This is a genomic window from Nocardioides flavescens (genome assembly GCF_009823805.1).
GTDB classification, from domain to species: domain Bacteria; phylum Actinomycetota; class Actinomycetes; order Propionibacteriales; family Nocardioidaceae; genus Nocardioides; species Nocardioides flavescens.
In genome coordinates this window covers 221,255-238,546 of sequence record NZ_WUEK01000008.1, presented here as the reverse complement: position 1 = coordinate 238,546, position 17,292 = coordinate 221,255, and the positions used below count along the sequence as shown (strand labels likewise).

Sequence of the window (17,292 nt, the reverse complement as noted above, 5' to 3'; positions counted from 1 at the left end):
AGGCACCGTGACCGCGCGGACCGCCGACGGCGCCGCCACGCTGGCCACCCGGCCCACCGTCTCTGACACCGTCAGCCAGACCCTCGCCCTGGCGTGGCGCGCACTGAAGAAGATGCAGCGCAACTTCGAGCAGATGTTCGACGTGACCATCCAGCCGATCCTCTTCACCGCGATGTTCGCCGGGATCTTCGGCGGCGCGATCTCTGGCTCCGTCGAGGAGTACCTCCCGCTGATCATCACCGGGCTGATCGGTCAGACCGTGCTGACGGCGTGCGTCGCGACCGGGGTGCAGATCCGCGAGGACATGGACAAGGGCGTGTTCGACCGCTTCAAGTCGCTGCCGATCGCCCGGATCGCGCCGCTGGCCGGCCCGATGCTGGCCGACATGCTCCGCTACCTGATCGCGTCGCTCCTCACCTTCGCGACCGGGATCGCGCTCGGCTACCGCCCGGGCGGAGGGGTGCTCGGGGTGCTCGGCGCGATCGCCCTCGCGGTGCTCACCGGGTGGTCGATGGCGTGGATCTTCGCGTGGTTCGGCACGGTCGGGCGCAGCGCGCAGGGCGTGCAGGGCATCTCGCTGATGATCCTGTTCCCCCTGACCTTCCTGTCCAACGCCTTCGTGCAGCCCGCGACGATGCCGGGCTGGCTGGAGGCGTTCGCGAAGGTCAACCCCGTCTCGCTGGTGATCACCGCCATCCGCGACCTGGCCAACGACGGCGCCGTGACCGCGAACGTCGCCTGGGCGCTGCTCGGCTGCGCCGTGGTCGTCGCGGTGTTCGCACCGCTGGCCGTCCGCAGCTACGGCCGCCGGATGTGAGCAACGGGCGACGCCAGCCGCTCCCCCAGCGCCCGGGCCTGCTCCAGCAGGTCCGGGCCGCGGCGCTCGGCGTACTCCTCGCGCAGCGCGGCCACGGTGTCCGGGGCTCGTCGCTCCGCGAGCTCGAGCACCGGCTCCAGGGCGAGGGAGAGGGTGTAGCGCGCGTAGGAGAAGCGCTCGGCCAGCAGCACCGCGGCGACCGCGTCGTGCGCGGGGAGCGCGTCGTGGTGGAGCGCCCAGCTGCCCACGGCGAACAACACCGTGCCGGTGATCGGGAAGTCGACCTGGGAGCCGACCTGGAAGCCGACCTGGGGGCTGGCGGCGCCCAGGGCCGCCGGCACCTTGGCCCGCAGGTCGTCGAACAGGTCGCGGCCCTCGCCGCTCGCGCCGGAGCGGGCGTACGCCGCGACGGCGGCGCTCTCGACGAAGAGCACCCAGGGCTCGGCGCCGGCGGGGAACATCGAGGGGTAGGACGCCTCGCCCACCCGGGCCACGGCCTCGCGGTAGAGGGCGAGCCCCTGCGACGTCTCGCCGCGGACGAGGGCGAGCTCGGCGCGGATGGTGCCGGTGCCGATCGCCCCGCCGTAGGGGCCCTCGGTCCGGCGACGACCGAGCGCGTCGATCTCGGCCAGCAGGTGCTCGACCGATCCGAGGTCGCCCCGGGTGAGCGCGTCGAGCGCCAGCAGCGAGCGCACCTGCACCGCGTCGTCGACGGCGTCGAGGGCGTCGAGGTCGGTGAGCGCGAGCCGTGCCTGCTCGGCGGCCGCCGCGTGGTCGCCGAGCTGGGCGTGGAGCGAGGCCACCATGGTGCGCAGCCCCGCGGCGAGCCACGGGCCGTCGAGGTCGGCCCGGGTGCGGGCCAGTCCTGCGCTCGCCTCGGCGATCGCCGCCTGCGGGTCGCCGTCGTTCTCGCGCTGGTGGGCGGTCCACATCCGCGCGACGACCGAGGCGATGCGGTCCTCGCCCGCCGCCACCTCCCCCAGGCTCGCCGCGACTCCGTCACCGACGAGGTCCAGCGCGGCGAGCACGGCCACGATGCCGCGTGAGCGTTGGTCCGCGTTCGCGCCGCTGCGTCGCAGCAGTTCGGCGCAGCTGCTGGCGATGCCCGGGTCGCCCGGCACGGCGTTCATGACGACGACGGCGGCTCCGGCCAGCGCGGACCCCACCTCGTCGGGACCCGGCGTCCAGCCGTCGAAGACGCGGTCGACGGCCGGGGTCACGGCGATGACGCGGGAGTGCTCCCCGCGGATGGTCCAGAACGTCGCGAGGAGGGCCACGAGGTCGGCGACGGCCGCCGGGTCCTCCGCGACGAGCGCGTCGCGCAGGCAGTCGGAGAGATTGCTCTCCTCGACGGCCACCGCGCGGACCGTCTCCACCTGCTCACTCGACCAGAGCGCGGAGCTCCACACCCGGCTGCGCTCGCGGGCCCAGGTGAGCAGGCCGGCGCGCGCGGCGGCGTCCTCTCCTGCGCCCACCAGCTGCATCCGGCCGAACTCGCGCACGGTCTCGAGCATCCGGAAGCGCACCGAGCCGTCGACGTCGAGGACGCTCAGCAGCGACTGGTCCACCAGTGCCGGCACGTCGTCGACCGCGCCCGGCCCGAGCAGGTGCTCGGCCGCCGAGAGCGTGAAGCCGTCGGGGAAGACCGACAGCCAGCGCACCGCGCGCCGCTGCGACTCGTCGAGGAGGTTCCACGACCAGTCGAGCACCGCGAGGAGGGTCTGGTGGCGGTCGGGGGCGCTGCGGTCTCCTCCTCGCAGCAGGGCGAACCGGTCCACGAGGCGTCGGTCGACGTCCTCGACCGACATCGACCGCACCCGGGCCGCGGCCAGCTCGACGGCGAGCGGCAAGCCGTCGAGTCGGCGTACGACACGGCGCACGGCGTCGGGATCGAGCGCCACACCCGGTCGCGCGGACGCCGCCCGGCGCACGAACAGCGCGGCGGCCGCGTCGTCGTCGAGCTGGCCGAGCGCGAAGACCCGCTCGGCGGCGATCGCGAGCGGGGCGCGCGTCGTCGTGACCACCCGCAGCCGGCGACAGGTCGCGACCAGGTGGGCGACCAGGTCGGCGACGGCACCCACGACCTGCTCGCAGTTGTCGAGCACGAGCAGCGTCGGTGCCTGGTCGAGCAGGTGCGCGATGCGGGTGCGCACGTCGGCGCGCTGGTCGGGCGTCAGGACGCTGCGACCGCTCAGCGAGTCGCGCACCCCGAGCGCCGAGCCGACCTCGCCGACGAGGTCCTCGGGCGCCGAGACGCCCACCAGCTCCACGAAGCGCACGACCGGCTGCTCGGCCTCGAGACCGAGCAGGTGGGCAAGCGTGGTCTTGCCGAGCCCGCCCGGACCGAGGATCGACACGACCCGCGACTCGCGCACGGCAGCGCGCAGGGCGCGGAGGTCCTCGTCGCGCCCGACCAGCTCGCTCGCGGCGTACCTCACGCCCTCGCGGACGGGCCGGTCGGAGGCGAGCAGCTCGGCGTGCAACGCCTGCAGCTGCGGGCCCGGATCGACGCCGAGCCGGTCCGCCAGGTCACCGCGGTGGCGCTCGAAGCGCTCCAGGGCGGCGGGTACGCCGCGCGCGGCGGCCGTCGAGCGCAGCAGGGCCACCACGGTCGGCTCGTCGTCGGGGCAGCCGTCGAGCAGCGCCAGGGCCTCGTCGTGCTCCCCCAGCGCCGACAGCGCCCGGCCCAGGACGGCCCGCGCCACAGCGCGCTGCTCCTCGGCGCGCTGCCGCAGGACACCCAGGGCGCCGTCACGACCCTCGGCGACGGTCAGGGCGAGCGCCGCGCGGGCCCGGTCACGGGCGCCCACCTGCTCACCGCGGGACTCCGCCTCCCGGGCCTCGCGGACGGCCCGGTCGAGCGCGAGGGCGTCCACCTCGTCGGCCTCGAGGCCCAGGCGGTAGCCGCCGTCGACGCGCTCGACCACCCCGGCCGCCGTCTGCGACCGGGTGCGCGAGACCACCACCTGCAGCGCCTTGGCCGGGTTGGCCGGTGCCTCCACCCCGTCCCAGACGTCCTCGACCAGCCGGTCGTCGGCGACCGCGCGTCCACCCGCCAGCGCCAGCGCCGCCAGCAGGGTGTGGGTGCGCCCGCCCGACAGGGCCGCGCCCGACCACCGCGGGTCGTCGAGGAGCTCGAGGCGGACCGCGGTGGGCACGGGGACCGGCGCCGTTACCGCTGCACCGCGCCGCAGCGCTCGGCGGCGAGGGCGACGGCGGCGTCGCGGGCGGCCCCGGTCTCCTGCTCGGTGAGCGTGCGGTCTGGTGCGCGGAACCTGAGCGCGAAGGCCAGGGACTTGCGCCCCTCGCCCAGCTGCTCGCTGCGGTAGACGTCAAAGAGCCGGATCGACTCGAGGAGTTCGGGCGCGCCGTCGCGCAGCGCGGCCTCGACGTCGGCGGCGGGCACCGACTCGTCGACGACCACGGCGACGTCCTCCTTGGCGGCGGGGTACGTCGAGAAGACGGTCGCCGGGCGGAGGTGGACGGCGTGCTCGATGAGGACGTCGAGGTCGGCCTCGGCGGCGACGGAGCGCGGGGGCAGCCCGAAGGTGGCGCAGACCTGCGGGTGCAGCTCCCCGGCGTGGCCCACGACGACGTCACCGAGCCGGAGCTCGGCACACCGGCCGGGGTGCCACGGCGCGAGGGACGCGGGGCGCACCTCGAGCTCGAGGCCGAGGGCGTCGGCCACCGTCCGGACGGCCTCGACGGCGTCGGACCACGCGACGGCCCGACCCGCGCCCCACCAGCCGGCCGGCTCGGCCTCGCCGGTGGCGACCAGGCCGAGGTGGAGCGGCTGCGCGGGCAGCGCCGACTCGAGCGTGGCGAGCTCGTCGTCGCTCGGACGGCGGTCGACCGGGAGGATCGGCGCCGGCTCGCTGGTGTGCGGCAGCGTCACCGTCGCGGTCTCGAACACCGCGACCGACGAGGTGCCGAGCCCGACGTTGCGGCCGGCGGTGCGCAGCAGCGCCGGGAGCAGCGTCGTGGTCATGGCCGGCGCCTCGGTGCTCAGCGGGTTGGACAGCCGCAGCAGGGACCGGCGGGGGTCGTCGGCCGACAGGCCGAGGGCGTCGAGGTCACCCTGGCCGACGAACGGGAAGTCGACGACCTCCACCCAGCCGGCGCCGGCCAGCGTGCGCCCGATGCGGCGGCGCAGCTGCTGCGGGCGGGTCAGGCCGCGGCCGCCGGGCGCCGGGGGCAGCACCGACGGGATCGTGTCGTAGCCCACGAGCCGCACGACCTCCTCGACCAGGTCGTGCGGGTCGGTGATGTCGGGACGCCACGGCGGCGGGGTCGCGGTGAGGGTGTCGCCCTCGACGTCGACGGTGCACCCGTTGGCCTCGAGGTGGCGGACCACCGTGTCGGCGTCGACGGCCAGCCCCGAGACGCGGGCCGGCAGGTCCAGCGCCATGCGGATCGTGGGCGGCCTCGGCGGGGTGCCGACGACGGTGACGCCGGGCTCGGCCGTCGCGCCGCCGTACGTCGTCAGGAGCTCGACGACGCGGTCGGCGGCGGCCTCGCAGATCGTCGGGTCGGCGCCGCGCTCGTTGCGCTTGCCGGCCTCGGAGGTGATCTTGTGGCGGCGGCCGGTGCGGAACATCGAGACGGCGTCCCAGTGGGCCGACTCGACGAGGACGCGGGTGGTGGATTCCGAGATCTCGGTGCTCTCGCCGCCCATGACGCCGCCCAGGCCGATGGGGCCCGAGTCGTCGCAGACGACGAGGTCCTCGGCCGCCAGCGTGCGCACGGTGCCGTCGAGGGTCGTGACCTTCTCGCCCGCGGCGGCGCGACGCACGACGACGGTGCCCTGCACCTTGTCGGCGTCGTAGCCGTGGATGGGACGACCGGTCTCGAGCATGACGTAGTTGGTCACGTCGACGGCGAGCGAGATCGGTCGCATCCCGCCCGCCGTGATGCGCTGGGAGATGAACTCCGGCGTCGGCGCGGCCGGGTCGAAGCCGGTGACGGTGCGGGCCACGAAGACCGGGCACCCGGTCGGGTCCTCGACGCGGACCGGGTGGCCGCCGTCGTCGGCGGGCGGGGTGTCGCGCAGGGCCGGGTCGCGGAAGCCGCTGGCCCCCGGGACCGAGAGCGCCACGTCGCGGGCGATGCCGCGCAGCGAGAGGCCGTAGGCGCGGTCGGGGTTGACCTCGAGCTCGATGACCTCCTCGTCGAGACCGAGGATGCCGCGGACGTCCTGGCCCGGCTCGCCGGCGCCCTCCGGCAGCACGATGATCCCGTCGTGGTCCTCCCCGAGACCGAGCTCGCGGGCCGAGCAGATCATGCCGGCGGAGACGTGGCCGTAGGTCTTGCGCGCGCTGATCTCGAAGCCGCCGGGGAGCACGCCCCCGGGCAGGACGACCACGACGAGGTCGCCCGCCTCGAAGTTGTGCGCGCCGCAGACGATGCCCTGCGGCTCACCGGTGCCGTTGGCGTCGCCGACGTCGACGGTGCACCAGTTGATCGTCTTGCCGTTCTTCTGCGGCTCCGGGTCGCGGGTGAGCACGCGACCCACCACGAGGGGGCCGCTGATGTCGGCCCCGGCCGACTCGATCGCCTCGAGCTTGAGACCGGTCGCGGTCAGCCGCGCGGTGAGCTCCTCGGTGGTCGTCCCCTCGGGCACGTCGACGTAGTCGAGGATCCAGGACTTGGGCGCCTTCATCAGATCTCCGTCCCGAACGCCGAGCTGAAGCGGACGTCGCCCTCGAAGAGCGGTCGCAGGTCCTCCAGGCTGTGGCGGAACATGAAGCTGCGGTCGATGCCCATGCCGAAGGCGAAGCCCGCGTAGCGCTCCGGGTCGACGCCGCAGGCGACCAGCACCCGCGGGTTGACCACGCCGCAGCCGCCCCACTCGATCCAGCCCTCGCCCCGGCAGGTGCGGCAGGCGTCGGAGTCGACGCCGCGGCAGACGAAGCAGCGCACGTCGACCTCGGCCGACGGCTCGGTGAAGGGGAAGTACGACGGGCGGAAGCGCGTGTCGATGCCCTCGCCGAACAGCTGCGCGGCGAGGTGGTCGAGCGAGCCCTTGAGGTGGGCCATGGTGATGCCCTCGTCGACGACGAGCCCCTCGACCTGGTGGAACATCGGGCTGTGCGTGGCGTCGTACTCGTCGGTGCGGAAGACCCGCCCGGGGCACGCGACGTAGATGGGAGGCGTGCGGGTGAGCATCGTGCGGGCCTGGACCGGGCTGGTCTGCGTGCGCAGCACGACGTGGCGCTCGGCGGGCTCGGTCCAGAACGTGTCCTGCATGGTGCGCGCCGGGTGGTCGGGACCGAGGTTGAGGGCGTCGAAGTTGAGCCACTCGGCCTCGACGACCGGTCCCTCGGCGATCTCCCAGCCCATCGCGACGAAGATGTCGGCGATCAGCTCGGACTGCAGCGTGATCGGGTGGCGACCACCACGGCGGCGCCGGTCCGTCGGCAGCGTGACGTCGACCGTCTCCTCGACGAGCATCCGCTCCTCGTGCTCGGCCTCCAGCACCGCCTGGCGCTCGCCGAGCGCCTTCGACACCGCGCCCCGTGCCTGACCCACGCGCTGACCGGCGTCCTTGCGGGCCTGCGGCGGCAGCGCGCCGATCTCGCGGTTGGCGAGGGCGAGCGGCGAGCGGTCGCCGGTGTGGTCGATCCGCACCTGCTTCAGCTCGGCGAGGTCACGGGCGGCGGCGACGGCCGCGAGCGCCTCGTCACGGGCGGACTCGACCTCCTCGGGTTGCAGGGCAGCCACCTCCACGGGGTCGAAGTCGGTGTTGGGTCCGGACACGGCCCCGAGTCTAGGAAGCCACGACCGGGCGCCGCGAACCGGTTGTCAGAGGTCCGGCTCGGAGCTGGGCCAGGTGACGACGATCCGTGCGCCCCCGCTGGGCGAGCCGGTGATGGTGACGGTGCCGTCGTGGGCCTTGGTGAGACCGCCCACCAGGTAGAGACCGAGCCCGGACCCGCCGCGGGCACCGCCCTTCCAGAACTTGGTGAAGACCCGGCGGTGCAGCTCGTCGGGGATCCCCTCCCCCTCGTCGTCGACGGTGATCCGCACCCCGGGAGCCGACCCCTCGAGGGGCTCGAGGGCGACTCGCACGGTGCCCTCGCCGTGGCGCACGGCGTTCTCGACGAGGTTGGTGACGACCTGGGTGAACTTGTCGGGGTCGGCGTGGATCTCGGGCAGCGGCCCCTCGACGTCCAGCTCGATCGGCCGTGCGGTGCCGGCGGAGACCGAGTCCACGATGCGCCGGGCGAGGGCCGCGGCGTCACTGGGCCGCGGGTGCAGCTGCAGGCGCCCGGTGTCGATGCGGGCGACGTCGAGGAGCTCCGCGATGAGTCGTGAGAGCCGGTCGGAGTCGGCCGAGACGGTGGTGAGCATCAGCTTCTTCTGCTCGTCCGTCAGCTTGTCCCAGCGGTTGAGCAGCGCCTGCACGAACCCCTTGACCCCGGTCAGCGGCGAGCGCAGCTCGTGGGCCACGGTCGCCACCAGGTCGGAGCGCTCGCGGTCGAGCCGCTCGCGGCCGCGACCGGAGCGGATGCTGACGGCCACGCGTTCCACGGGCTGGCGCAGCGCGGGGCGGTGGATGCGGGCGGCGACCAGCACCTCGGTGCCGTCGGGGAGCAGCCACGACTGCTCGGGCACCGCCGTGCGGGTCGCCAGCCCGCCGTAGGGACGGTTGTGGTCCACCCAGGCGTGCCCGTCCTGGTCGCGCAGGGCGAGCACCTCCCCGAGCGGCCGGCCGACCGAGTCGAGCGGCACGCCCAGCAGCGTCGCCGCGACACGGGACAGCACCACGACCCTGCCGTCGGCGTCGGCGACGACCACGCCGTCGGGCAGCAGGTCGACCACCGTCTGGGCGTCGAGGCCGGACTCCGGCACGCTCGTCATGGGCCCAGCCTGGCACGCACTGCTCCGTCCCAGCAGGGTCCTGCGCGCAGACCTAGGCGCGGGCCGCCTGGTGCACGGCGTTGACGTAGGACATGGCCCAGCAGAACGCCATGGCGGCGAGCAGGTCGACGTCGCCGAGCTCGGGGCCGGGGCGCACGCCGACCTCGACGGCGTCGCGGTAGTCCGCGACGTGGCCGACGAGCACCCCGAGCGGCGTGGTGCGGTCGAAGGCGGCCGCAGCCAGCTCGGGGTCGAGCTCGAGCTGGCGCCGCACCTCCGCGGAGGGGACGCCGAGGACCCGGTCGACGGCCGAGAGCAGCCCGGCGGTGAAGGCGAACTCCGGGTCGATGCCGTGGCGCGGAGCGAGCAGCTCGCACATGCGGGCGCGCGCGAGGCCGGTCGCGAGGGCGTCGGACGGCTGGTCGCTGTGGCGGTGCAGCAGCATGACCCCCGCCCACTGGCGCAGTCGGTCGGTGCCGAGCAGCACCAGCGCCTCGCGCAGGCTGCGGACGGTGCGACGCAGACCGCCGGCCGCTCCCTGCGAGGCCAGGCTGAGCAGCTGCACCACGAGCGCGGGCTCGCCGCGCAGGATGGTCTCGAGCCGTTCGACGCTGACCTCACCGCCCAGCAGCGTCGTCGACAGCTGCAGCTGGGCGCGGGCACTCGGCGCGACGGTCTTGCCGGTCACCACCGTCGGACGGTGCACGGCGCGACCCTGGACCAGGTCGACCCCCTGCTCCAGCGCCCACGCGACCTGCTGGGGCGTGTCGCACCCGTCGACCCAGACGGCCCGGTCGGCGCGTCGGTGACGCTCCACCTCGAGCGCGACGTCCTCGGGCGAGCAGCTGGCGAGGTCGATGCGGACCAGGTCGGCGAGGGAGAGCAGCACCTCGGTGCCCGGCACCCCGGCGAGCGCTCGGAGACCGCTGACCGCGATGTCGTGCCCCTGCTCGGCCAGCTGCCGGCACCCGTCGCGCACCACCGGGTCGAGCAGCAGCTCGGCGGGGACGTCGAGGACGGTGCGCTCGCTCGGCAGGCTGATCGGCACCTCACCCGAGAGCACCTCTCGGGGAACGCGGCAGAACACGGTCAACGGCCCGACGAGCTCGTCGACGCCGAAGCCGAGCGAGCCGAGGAGGGCGGCGATGCTGATCGCACTGCCGGCCACCTCGGCGCCGGAGTCCGGTCCCGCACCCGTCCCGCCCGGGCGGTGCACCAGCTCGTAGCCCACGACGACCCCCGTGGCGTCGGCGACGGGCTGGCGGGCCACGACGACCTCGACCCACTGCTCGCCGGCGGGCTCGCCGGACGAGCCGCTCACCAGGTCGGACGGTTCGGCGAGCTGCGTCATCGGCTGGGACCACCCTCGAGAGACCGGGACGACGGCGGCGGGTCACCGCCGTCAGTGCCTCAGTCTCGGAGAGCCTGAGGCTCGCCACGACCCGCCGCACCCAGATCGGCCCGATCGGGTGAGAGCTGGACCAGCCCACCTGTCAAGGGTGCTTGGCAGGTGTCTAGCGCCGCCGTGCCGACTCGTAGAGGCAGAGCGCCGCGGCCGTCGACAGGTTGAGGCTCTCGGCCCGGCCGTGGATGGGGATCGCGACCCGGTGCTCGGCGAGCTCGGCCAGCTCCGCCGGGAGTCCCCAGGCCTCGTTGCCGAACAGCCACGCCACCCGGCCGGCGACCGGCGCGTCGTAGAGCGAGACCTCCCCCGCGCCGTCGGTGGCGAGCACCGTGAGGCCCGCCTCCTGCACGGCGCGCACGGCAGCGCCCGCCGACCGCTCGACGGCGACCGGCAGGTGGAACGCACTGCCGACGCTCGCTCGCAGCGTCTTGGGGTTGTAGAGGTCGACCGAGTCACCGGCGAGCACCACGGCGTCGGCGCCGGCGGCGTCCGCGCACCGGATGACGGTGCCGGCGTTGCCGGGGTCGCGGACATCGGCACAGACGGCGACCAGCGAGGCACCCTCGAGGGCCTGCGTGAGCGGGACGTCGATCGCGCGGCACAGCGCGACGACGCCGGCGGGGGTGACGGAGTCCGACAGCAGGTCCAGGGCCCGGTCCTCGACCAGGGTCACCGGCGCCTGCGGACGGGACCCGTCGAGGCCGGGCGGGAGCTCGGCACCGGGGCGGAGGAAGAGCTCCTCCACGCAGCCGGCCGCCAGGGCGCCCTCCACGGCCTTCGGGCCGTCAGCGAGGAACAGCCGCCGCTCGGTGCGCACCGAGCGGCGGCTGAGCCGACGCAGTTCCTTCAGGCGGGCGTTGCCGGCCTTGAGGGGAGTGCTCAGGCCGAGGCCTCGACCTTGGGCGCGTTGACGTCGTCCGGCAGCGCGGCCTTCGCGGTCTCGACGAGCGCGTTGAACGCGGCGATGTCGTTGACGGCGAGCTCGGCCAGGATCTTGCGGTCGACCTCGACACCGGCGAGGCCGAGGCCCTGGATGAACCGGTTGTAGGTCATGCCCTGGGCGCGGGCCGCGGCGTTGATCCGCTGGATCCACAGGCGGCGGAAGTTGCCCTTGTTCTTGCGGCGGTCGTTGTAGCTGTAGACCAGGGAGTGGGTGACCTGCTCCTTGGCCTTGCGGTACAGCCGCGAGCGCTGGCCGCGGTAGCCGCTGGCGCGCTCGAGGGTGGTCCGACGCTTCTTCTGGGCGTTCACTGCGCGCTTGACGCGTGCCATCTTCTAGCTCCTCGTGTGTCTTCGAACCGGGGACTGAGCAGGGCTCAGAGACCCAGCATCTTCTTCGCGCGCTTGACGTCGGCCTTGGCCACCTCGGCGGTGCCCGACAGGCGACGCGTGACGTTGGAGGGCTTCTTCTCCAGGTTGTGGCGCAGGCCGGCCTTCTGGCGGCGGATCTTGCCCGATCCGGTCACCCGGAAGCGCTTGCTCGCGCCCGAGTGCGTCTTGTTCTTGGGCATGGTTCTCTCCTTGGGTGGTGCGGGCGTACGGCGTACGTCGTGTGGGTGCCGATCGGGGTGCCGACCGGCTCGCGCTGTGCTGAACGGCGGGTGGTTCAGGCCTCGATCTCGGGGTCGAGGTTCTCGGAGCGACCGCGCTCCTTCTTCTGGGCGACCGGGCCGGCGGCGCGGGCGGTCGCCTTCTCGGCGGCCTCCTCGGCGGCGGCCTCGGCGCGCTCGGCGGCGCGCTCCTCCTTGGCCGCCTTGGCGTCGACCTTGGCCTCGGCCTTCTTCTTGTGCGGGCCGAGCACCATGATCATGTTGCGCCCGTCCTGCTTGGGCGAGGACTCCACGAAGCCCAGGTCCGTCACGTCCTCGGCGAGGCGCTGCAGCAGCCGGAACCCGAGCTCGGGACGGTGCTGCTCGCGACCGCGGAACATGATCGTGATCTTGACCTTGTCGCCGGCCTTGAGGAAGCGCACCACGTGACCCTTCTTGGTCTCGTAGTCGTGCGCGTCGATCTTGGGACGAAGCTTCATCTCCTTGATGATCACGTTCGTCTGGTTCCGGCGGGCCTCACGGGCCTTCTGGGCGTTCTCGTACTTGAACTTCCCGTAGTCCATGAGCTTGCAGACCGGGGGCTTGCCCTGCGGGGCGATCTCGACGAGGTCGAGGTCGGCCTCCTGCGCGAGCTTGAGCGCCTGGTCCGTCGGCACGATGCCGACGGTCTCTCCATTGGGACCAACGAGGCGGACCTCGGGTACCCGGATCCGGTCGTTGATACGAAGCTCGGTGCTGATGTGTCCTCCTGCTGGTCGGTGACTGGTCCGGAGGCCGGGCCCATCTCAGCTGGAGCGAAATGAGAAAGGCCTCCGCGTCGCAAGCGGAGGCCGGAGGGCGCTCGGGGCCGGGCACGACGTCGAGACGTCGTGCACGTGGCCGAGCCACCTGGACCGGACCCGACGACCTGTCGTGCTGGTGGTCGATGCGGGTGGGAGACGATGTCGCTGTCATCCGCTTGTGATCGGCGCACCCGAGGGCACGCTGATCGGTCAACGCTCGATGCTAACCGATCATTCCGCCGACACCGAAACCGACGCCGCGTAGGCCACCGGGCCGGCGACGTCGAGCAGCAGCGCCGCCGCGCCGTCCTGGAGCGCGGCCTGGGCGGCGACGTGGGCCGGGACCGGCACCGGACGCGCGTCGGGGTCCCAGCGGCGCATCGACTCGAGACCGGTGAAGGCGAGCAGTGCGGTCCGCCCGTCGCGCCCGCGCATGAGCACCGCGGCCATGTCGGCGGACTTGTCGCGCACCAGCCCGTCGGGGTCGGTCTCGGCCTCGCCGAGTGCGGCCACGACCGGCACCAGCAGCCGCGCACCGCCCAGTGCGGCCAGGACGGCCGCCTCGGTGCGCGCGTCCGGCATGTCGGCGTACGCCGCGAGGGCGGCGGTGAGTGCCACGTCGGGCTCGCCGCGGTCGTCGGGGTCGCCGACACCCGAGAGCAGGTCGCGCCGAGGGCCTCCGTCCACCCCGTCACGGTAGACGGGCGGGCCTGCGCAGGAGAAACGACTCATAAGTGGAGTGTCTGAGTTGTCTTTACTGTCTTTGATCAGTAACGATGACGCCCATGAGCCTCACGCTTGGAGCGGCCCAGCTCGCGGGCCGCATCGACAGACCCCCGCCGCGACCACCGCGGCCCCGCTCGCGCCTGAACGTGTTCGCGCGCTGGGTCTCACCAGTCGCGATCGTCGCGATCTGGCAGCTGCTCAGCAGCGCCGGCGTCATCGACCCCCGCACGCTCGCCGCGCCGGTCGACATCGCCCGGCGTGCGCTCGAGCTGGTCGAGGACGGCACGCTCATCGAGGCGACGCTGACCTCCCTGCAGCGCGTCGCGCTCGGGTTCGTGATCGGGGGCGCGATCGGGACGACCCTCGCGGTCGTGGCCGGGCTCTGGCGCGTCGGCGAGCACGCGATCGACCCGCCGATGCAGATGCTGCGCACGCTCCCCCACTTCGGCCTCATCCCGCTGTTCATCATCTGGTTCGGCATCGGCGAGACGCCCAAGATCACCCTCATCGCGATGGGCGTCTGCTTCCCGCTCTACCTCAACACCTTCGCCGGCATCCGCGGCATCGACCGCAAGATGATCGAGGCGGCCCGCTCGATGAACCTCACCTGGGGCCAGCGCCTGCGCCACGTCGTGATCCCCGGCGCGCTCCCCCAGACCCTCACCGGGCTGCGCCAGAGCCTCGGCATCGCCTGGCTCTCGCTCATCGTCGCCGAGACCGTCTCGGCCAAGTCCGGGCTCGGCTACCTCATCAACGACGCGCGCGAGTTCCTCGAGACCGACGTCATCGTGGTCGGCCTCGCCGTGTACGCCCTGCTGGGCCTCGCCACCGACGGCGTCGTCCGCGCATTCGAACGGAGGGCGCTGGCATGGCGTTCCTGAAGACGTCCCCCACCACCGCCGCGCCGTCGGCCGACGCCTCGACGTACGTCGCCCGGGTGCGCGACCACCACCGCGCCTTCGGACGCCACCAGGTGCTGCGCGGGATCGACCTCGACATCCGCCATGGCGAGTTCGTCGCCCTGCTCGGCCGGTCCGGGTGCGGCAAGTCGACACTGCTGCGCAGCCTCGCGCGCCTCGACCCGACCCCGCCCGGCGAGGTGGAGCTGCACGGGCGCACAGCGGTCGCCTTCCAGGAGCCTCGGCTGCTGCCCTGGCGCGACGTGCGCGAGAACGTCGCGCTGGCGCTGCTCAACACCCCCGAGAAGGGGGTCCGCCACGAGCGCGCCGAGCAGACCCTGGCCGAGGTGAGCCTGACCGAGAAGCTCCACGCCTGGCCCCTGCAGCTCTCCGGCGGGCAGGCCCAGCGCGTCTCGCTGGCCCGCGCCTTGGTGAGCAACCCCCGGCTGCTCCTGCTGGACGAGCCGTTCAGCGCCCTCGACGCCCTCACCCGCATCGAGATGCACCAGCTCGTCATCGAGCTGTGGCGCCACCACTCCATGGCGGTGCTGATCGTGACGCACGACGTCGACGAGGCCCTCGCCCTCGCCGACCGGCTCGTCGTCCTCGACGAGGGCCGGGTGGCCCGCACCTGGGAGATCACCTCGCCCCGCTCGGACCGCAACCCCGCCAAGCCCGAGATCGCCACCGCCCGCGCCGAGATCCTCAGCGCCCTGGGCGTGCAGCCCACTCCCCCCAACCCGAACCGCGACCCCATCACGGGCGAGCTCAGAAACCGCCCGGACGACCGTTCCGGCAACGACCGAGGAGCAGCATGAACACCCGACGACGCCGTCTCACCGCCATCCCGGCGGCCCTCGCCGCCCTGGCCCTCGCCCTGAGCGCCTGCGGCGGCTCGGCGACCGGCAACGAGGGCGCTGTCAGCGACGACGGCGAGGTGGACCTGTCCCAGGTCACCCTCATCGTCGGCGACCAGAAGGGCACCAGCGCCCAGGCGATCCTGGAGGCCGCCGGGCTCGACGACACGCCGTACAAGATCGAGTGGAAGCAGTTCACCTCCGGCCCCCCGATGCTCGAGGCGCTCAACACCAACGCGATCCACGTCGGCCAGGTCGGCAACACCCCGCCGATCTTCGCCGCCGCCGCCGGCGGTGAGTTCAAGGTCGTGCAGGCCATGACCTACTCGGGCCTCGGCGACGCCATCGTGGTGCCGAAGGACTCCGACATCACCGACGTCTCGCAGCTCAAGGGCAAGAGCGTCGCCGTCGCCCAGGGCAGCTCGGCCAACTACAACCTGCTGGCCCAGCTCGAGGAGGCCGGGCTGAAGTACTCCGACATCTCGGTCGAGAACCTCCAGCCCGCGGACGCCCTCGCGGCGTTCAGCGCGGGCCACGTCGACGCCTGGGCGATCTGGGAGCCGTTCACCTCGCAGGCCGAGGTCAGCGAGGGCGCGAAGGTGATCGCCACCGGCAACGACGTCGTCAACGGCTACGGGTTCCAGGTCGCCTCCGACGCGGCCATCGAGGACCCGGCGACCAAGGCCGCCCTCTCCGACTACCTCGAGCGGATCACCAGCGCCCAGCTCTGGGCCTCGGAGAACCCCGAGGCCTGGGCGAAGGTCTGGTCGGAGGGCACCGGTCTCGACGAGTCGATCACCCTGGCGGCCTCGAAGAAGCGGCCCGTGACCGTCTTCCCGGTCGACGACACCGTCGTGAGCTCGGAGCAGGAGATGGCCGACTCGTTCGCCGCCAACGGACTCATCCCCGAGGAGGTCGACCTCACCGACTACTTCACCGACGAGTTCGACGACGTCACCCTCGCCGCCAAGGCCCCGGCGGCCAGCTCGTGACGGCGGGCGAGCGCGCGCCCAGGCTGCACTGGTTCCTGCCGACCTCGGGCGACTCCCGCTCGCTCGTCGGCGCCGGCCAGGGCGTGCCCGGCGCCGTCAAGGGCGGGCTGAGGGAGACCCTCGCGCACGGCTTCCGCGAGCCCAGCATCGACTACCTCGCCGACGTCGCCCGCACGGCGGAGAAGCTCGGCTTCGAGGGGGTGCTGACGCCCACCGGCACGTTCTGCGAGGACGCCTGGATCACCACCGCGGCCCTGCTGCGCGAGACGACGCGGCTGAAGTTCCTCGTGGCGTTCCGGCCCGGGGTGATCAACCCGGTGCTCGCCGCGCAGATGGCGGCGGCCTACCAGCGGATCTCCGGCGGGCGGCTGATGCTCAACATCGTCACCGGCGGCGAGCCGCGCGAGCAGGCCCGCTTCGGCGACACCGACCCGAAGGAGGTGCGGTACGCGCGGACCGAGGAGTTCCTCCGCGTCCTGCGCGGCACCTGGGAGCAGGCGCCGTTCGACTTCGACGGCCGCTTCTTCCAGACGGAGGGTGCGATGGTCAGCGGTGGCGTGGACCCTCGACCCGACATCTACTTCGGGGGCTCGTCGGGCCCGGCCGGACCGGTCGCGGCCCAGCACGCCGACGTCTACCTGACCTGGGGGGAGCCCCCGGTGCTGGTGGCCGAGAAGCTCGACTGGATGCGGGGCTTGGCGCGTGCGCAGGGCCGCACGCTGCGCTTCGGGCTGCGCATCCACACCCTGTCGCGCGACACGTCGCAGGAGGCGTGGCGCCACGCCCAGTGGCTCCTCGACGGTCTCGACCCCGCCACCGTGGCGGCGGCCCAGCAGGCGCTCAACGCCTCCGAGTCGACCGGGCAAGCGCGCATGCAGGCGCTGCGCGGCGGCCGCACGGCGTTCACCGAGGCCCGTGAGCTCGAGGTCTCCCCCAACCTGTGGTCCGGCGTCGGGTTGGTCCGCGGCGGGGCCGGGACGGCCCTCGTCGGCTCGCACGACGAGGTGGCCGAGCGGCTGGCGGAGTACCACGCGCTCGGCATCGACGAGTTCATCCTGTCCGGCTATCCGCACGTCGAGGAGGCCTGGCAGTTCGCCGAGGGCGTGATGCCGCGCCTCGCCCGTGCCGTCGAGCGCGCCTCGGCCGGACCGGTGGTCGCGTCGGCCTGACCGGTGTCCCCCGGTGGTCGAGGAAGGACGAGGTCATGACCCCCGGTGGTTGAGGAAGGACGAAGTCATGACCCCCGGTGGTTGAGGAAGGACGAAGTCCTGTCTCGAAACCACTCCCCTCACTGACAGTGGTTTCGAGACGGTTGCTGCGCAACCTCCTCAACCACCGCGGCGACTTTCCTCCTCGACCACCGGGACCGGGAGTCCGGCCGGCCACTCGCCCCGGTTCTCTCTA

15 protein-coding genes are annotated in these 17,292 nt (G+C 73.3%); 5 read left to right on the top strand and 10 right to left on the bottom strand.

Annotation, left to right across the window (positions count from 1 at the left end):
* Nucleotides 1-7: 7 nt before the first annotated feature.
* Nucleotides 8-817: an ABC transporter permease gene (locus tag GRQ65_RS14510; RefSeq protein WP_337191744.1), complete on the top strand. Its 810-nt coding sequence runs from the start codon at nt 8-10 to the stop codon at nt 815-817.
* On the opposite strand, the gene GRQ65_RS14505 is transcribed toward GRQ65_RS14510, so the two are convergent.
* The 10 genes from GRQ65_RS14505 to GRQ65_RS14460 all read right to left on the bottom strand — a co-directional run bounded on the left by GRQ65_RS14505 (nt 799) and on the right by GRQ65_RS14460 (nt 13,101).
* Nucleotides 799-3,975 (bottom strand): BTAD domain-containing putative transcriptional regulator, encoded by a 3,177-nt coding sequence (locus GRQ65_RS14505; RefSeq protein WP_202388102.1) that lies wholly within the window; start codon nt 3,973-3,975, stop codon nt 799-801. The two genes, GRQ65_RS14510 and GRQ65_RS14505, sit on opposite strands and share 19 nt — an antisense overlap.
* 14 nt (nt 3,976-3,989) lie before the next feature.
* Nucleotides 3,990-6,476, bottom strand: coding sequence for a phenylalanine--tRNA ligase subunit beta (gene pheT, locus GRQ65_RS14500; protein ID WP_160878672.1), 2,487 nt, complete (start codon nt 6,474-6,476; stop codon nt 3,990-3,992).
* Nucleotides 6,476-7,573 (bottom strand): phenylalanine--tRNA ligase subunit alpha, encoded by a 1,098-nt coding sequence (pheS, locus tag GRQ65_RS14495; protein ID WP_160878671.1) that lies wholly within the window; start codon nt 7,571-7,573, stop codon nt 6,476-6,478. The genes pheT and pheS overlap by 1 nt, the downstream gene beginning before the upstream one ends.
* Nucleotides 7,574-7,618: 45 nt before the next feature.
* Nucleotides 7,619-8,677, bottom strand: a complete 1,059-nt coding sequence (locus GRQ65_RS14490; protein WP_160878670.1) for a sensor histidine kinase — start codon at nt 8,675-8,677, stop codon at nt 7,619-7,621.
* Nucleotides 8,678-8,729: 52 nt separating this feature from the next.
* Nucleotides 8,730-10,028 (bottom strand): EAL and HDOD domain-containing protein, encoded by a 1,299-nt coding sequence (locus tag GRQ65_RS14485; protein WP_160878669.1) that lies wholly within the window; start codon nt 10,026-10,028, stop codon nt 8,730-8,732.
* Between the two features lie 163 nt (nt 10,029-10,191).
* Nucleotides 10,192-10,932 (bottom strand): TrmH family RNA methyltransferase, encoded by a 741-nt coding sequence (locus GRQ65_RS14480; protein WP_439331866.1) that lies wholly within the window; start codon nt 10,930-10,932, stop codon nt 10,192-10,194.
* Between the two features lie 29 nt (nt 10,933-10,961).
* Entirely contained in the window at nt 10,962-11,354 is a 393-nt protein-coding gene (gene rplT, locus GRQ65_RS14475; RefSeq protein ID WP_160878668.1) for a 50S ribosomal protein L20, read from the bottom strand.
* Nucleotides 11,355-11,398: 44 nt separating this feature from the next.
* A complete protein-coding gene (rpmI, locus tag GRQ65_RS14470; RefSeq protein WP_160878667.1) occupies nt 11,399-11,593 on the bottom strand; it encodes a 50S ribosomal protein L35 in 195 nt (64 codons plus the stop codon).
* Between the two features lie 95 nt (nt 11,594-11,688).
* Nucleotides 11,689-12,354, bottom strand: a complete 666-nt coding sequence (gene infC / locus GRQ65_RS14465; protein WP_337191747.1) for a translation initiation factor IF-3 — start codon at nt 12,352-12,354, stop codon at nt 11,689-11,691.
* A 291-nt stretch (nt 12,355-12,645) separates the two neighbouring features.
* A complete protein-coding gene (locus GRQ65_RS14460) occupies nt 12,646-13,101 on the bottom strand; it encodes an SseB family protein (RefSeq protein ID WP_337191742.1) in 456 nt (151 codons plus the stop codon).
* A 98-nt stretch (nt 13,102-13,199) separates the two neighbouring features.
* Between GRQ65_RS14460 and GRQ65_RS14455 the strand changes: the two genes are divergently transcribed.
* Genes GRQ65_RS14455 through GRQ65_RS14440 form a run of 4 tightly spaced genes read left to right on the top strand, consistent with a single transcriptional unit; the run spans nt 13,200 to nt 17,057 of the window.
* Nucleotides 13,200-14,021, top strand: a complete 822-nt coding sequence (locus GRQ65_RS14455) for an ABC transporter permease (RefSeq protein WP_202388101.1) — start codon at nt 13,200-13,202, stop codon at nt 14,019-14,021.
* Nucleotides 14,009-14,857 (top strand): ABC transporter ATP-binding protein, encoded by an 849-nt coding sequence (locus GRQ65_RS14450; protein WP_160878664.1) that lies wholly within the window; start codon nt 14,009-14,011, stop codon nt 14,855-14,857. Before GRQ65_RS14455 ends, GRQ65_RS14450 begins: the two co-directional genes overlap by 13 nt.
* Nucleotides 14,854-15,888: an ABC transporter substrate-binding protein gene (locus tag GRQ65_RS14445; protein ID WP_160878663.1), complete on the top strand. Its 1,035-nt coding sequence runs from the start codon at nt 14,854-14,856 to the stop codon at nt 15,886-15,888. Before GRQ65_RS14450 ends, GRQ65_RS14445 begins: the two co-directional genes overlap by 4 nt.
* On the top strand, nt 15,885-17,057 hold the full coding sequence (locus GRQ65_RS14440) for an LLM class flavin-dependent oxidoreductase (protein ID WP_160878662.1): 1,173 nt from the start codon (nt 15,885-15,887) through the stop codon (nt 17,055-17,057). The genes GRQ65_RS14445 and GRQ65_RS14440 overlap by 4 nt, the downstream gene beginning before the upstream one ends.
* Nucleotides 17,058-17,292 lie beyond the last annotated feature (235 nt).